2 protein-coding genes are annotated in these 2,942 nt (G+C 38.2%); both read right to left on the reverse strand.

Going from position 1 to position 2,942, the window contains the following annotated elements; genetic code table 11:
• Nucleotides 1–145: 145 nt before the first annotated feature.
• Nucleotides 146–1,012, reverse strand: coding sequence for a YitT family protein (locus AC1DOS_RS19180; RefSeq protein ID WP_477538787.1), 867 nt, complete (start codon nucleotides 1,010–1,012; stop codon nucleotides 146–148).
• A 1,216-nt stretch (nucleotides 1,013–2,228) separates the two neighbouring features.
• Nucleotides 2,229–2,942 (reverse strand): peptide chain release factor 2 (gene prfB / locus AC1DOS_RS19185; protein WP_477538788.1); only part of this gene is annotated, 714 nt, incomplete at its 5' end.

Consider the following 2,942-nt stretch of genomic DNA (forward strand, 5'->3'; position numbering starts at 1 on the left):
TTTTTCTTATTTGTTACGGTCGGTTCTTCATCTCCGCCACCACATGCGGCAATCATCAATACAGAACCAAAAATAGCTGCAAGTAATTTCAATTTCATGTTCTTTTCCTCCCAGAATTTTTTACATTCTACTAAAGTATACCTTATTAAGGACGTTTAAAACCTTCACCTAATACCTCGTAGGAGTCTGTTACGATGACAAATGCAGACGGATCAACGTTTTTTATTACTTGTTTTAATTTTGTAAACTCTGTCTGATAGACAACGACAAGTAATATTGGTCGTTCTTGTTCTGTATAACCGCCAACTGCTGAAAGTTTTGTCACACCCCGATTAACTTCGGTATAGATAGCATCCCTAATTTCTTCTTGTTTATTCGTAATAATGTAAACCATTTTCGATTGGCTAAAGCCAAGTTGGATAATATCAATTGTTTTCGTGGTAACAAATAATCCGATTAAAGCGTATAATCCTTTTTCAACATCAAATACTAAAGCAGCTGAAAGCACTATGAGTCCATCAATTAACATGACGCTTGTACCAAGTGTCAGACCTGAATATTTTGCAATAATTTGGGCTGCTAAGTCGGTTCCTCCTGTTGATGCACGTCCTCTAAATACGATCCCCAGACCTACACCAACTGAGATACCGCCAAATAATGCTCCGAGTAAAGGATTCATTGTGGCTGGTTCCCAATTCGCTGTTAATAATACAAATAATGGCAACGTAAGAGTTCCGACAAGTGAACGTGCACCGAATTGCTTACCAAGTAAAATAACGCCAGTTATAAACAACGGAATATTAAATGCATATTGCACAAGACCTGGATTCCAATTGAATACACCTTTTAGTATAGTACTAATTCCACTTACTCCACCAGATGCAACTTCATTAGGTAGTAAAAAAACATTAAATCCAACGGCAATAATTGCAGCTCCGATTATGATATATATATACTCTAATATGGAAGATAAAATTGGATGTGGCTCATTCCGTACTTTACGATTTTTCATGATTATTCCTACCTTCTAGTTATCTAAAATTCCCTAGTGAAGTATATCAGACCCTTTGTTATGTGTGAAGTTCATCATGGTGAAGTGAGAAAGTCAATCTGGAAAAACACTATGATGGTTGGTTTACTTAAGAGTTTTTACTTCATTTCTGTAAATATTCATCCGAAGATGATAAACCGCATAGATTTTTTCAGCAACAGTGAGACTCACTTTATAGAATAAGCGGTAGTAGACAATTAGTATAGGTTTTCAGGTCGCTTCGCACGCATCCTCTGCTGTACCTTGGTCTAGAGAATAAAGTGGGTGCGCTTGTGACTTCGTCAATGCACTTGCCTCTCATTTTCCAGATTATCTTGCAGCTGCTTTACGTCCTTCGCTCCCTTGCGACCTGGATTCTAAGTAATAGTGCTTTGGTTTACTACAGAAATGATACTTCCTTTAAGTAGATATTCGGCTGAAGATGATATCTCAGCCTCTTTTTGCTTTTTTATTTATACGTTTTTTTCTCCATAAGTGACACTCACTTTGTTAAATAGAAAACGGAAACTTTGAAGTAGATAGGTTTTCAGGTCGCTTCGCACGCAGCCTCTGCTGCACCTTGGTCTAGAGAATAAAAAGGGTGAGCTTGTGACTTCGTCACTGCGCTCACCTCTCATTTTCTAGATCATCTTGCGGCGGGTGTGCGCCCTTTGCTCGCTTACAACCTGGATACTCAAAGTTAGGATTGTTTGGTTTACTAGAGAATAGTTACGTTCTTTATATAGATATTCAGCTGAAGATGATATTTCAGCCTCTTTATGCTTTTTTCATCTCAAAATTCGAGTTAAAACTCGCTTTATTGAATACCCAACAGTACCTCTCATCATCATTCTCACTCTAGCGGGCTCACTTTTAAAAAACAGTTGCCAAAATAAAGAAACGCAGTAGCCACCGAAATAGCAACTTCGGCGGCTTAATTCTTTAAAAATGTTGTCTTATCCTTAGTAAATCAAAATCGAAAGGTTGTAGGGAAGCGAAGAAAGATGGGGGATGTAACTTTGTCACATCCCCCTCTTCTAATTCATTAGACAAAGGTGCAGCATGGTGATTTTGCAGTGCTCCCGAAAACCTAAGTGAAAAATTGGTTTCATATAAAGTTGATTAGCGAACCAGATTTTAAATTCATTTCTAACAAACAAAAAACGGGCATCCTTTTTGGATACCCGCTTTTCTATAATTAGTTCATTCTTGAACGTAAATATGAATTAATGAATAAATCAATATCTCCGTCCATAACGCCTTGGACATTTCCACTTTCAGTGCTTGTGCGATGATCTTTTACCATTGAATATGGGTGGAATACGTATGAGCGAATTTGACTTCCCCATCCGATTTCCTTTTGATCGCCACGAATTTCAAGCATCTGTGCTTCTTGTTCTTCAATTTTCAAGGCATAAAGTTTAGCTTTCAAATAGGTCATAGCTTTTTCACGGTTTTTAATTTGTGAACGTTCTTGCTGACACGTAACAACTGCACCCGTTGGAATATGTGTGATACGTACAGCTGAGTCAGTCGTATTAATATGCTGACCACCTGCACCACTTGCACGATACGTATCCACTTTCAAATCTTCAGTCCGAATTTCAATTTCAATTTCATTATTGAATTCAGGCATTACTTCACAAGATACGAAAGATGTATGTCGACGTCCAGAAGAATCGAAAGGTGAAATACGCACTAAACGATGTACACCTTTTTCAGCTTTTAAATATCCATACGCATTATGTCCTTTAAAACCTAACGTAACGGATTTGATACCCGCTTCGTCACCAGCTAAATAATCTAATGTTTCCACTTTAAAGCCACGTTTTTCACCCCAACGCGTATACATGCGAAGTAGCATCGAGCCCCAGTCCTGAGACTCCGTTCCACCAGCTCCAGGGTGTAGTTC

Source organism: Paenisporosarcina sp. P5_A11, from assembly GCF_056400705.1.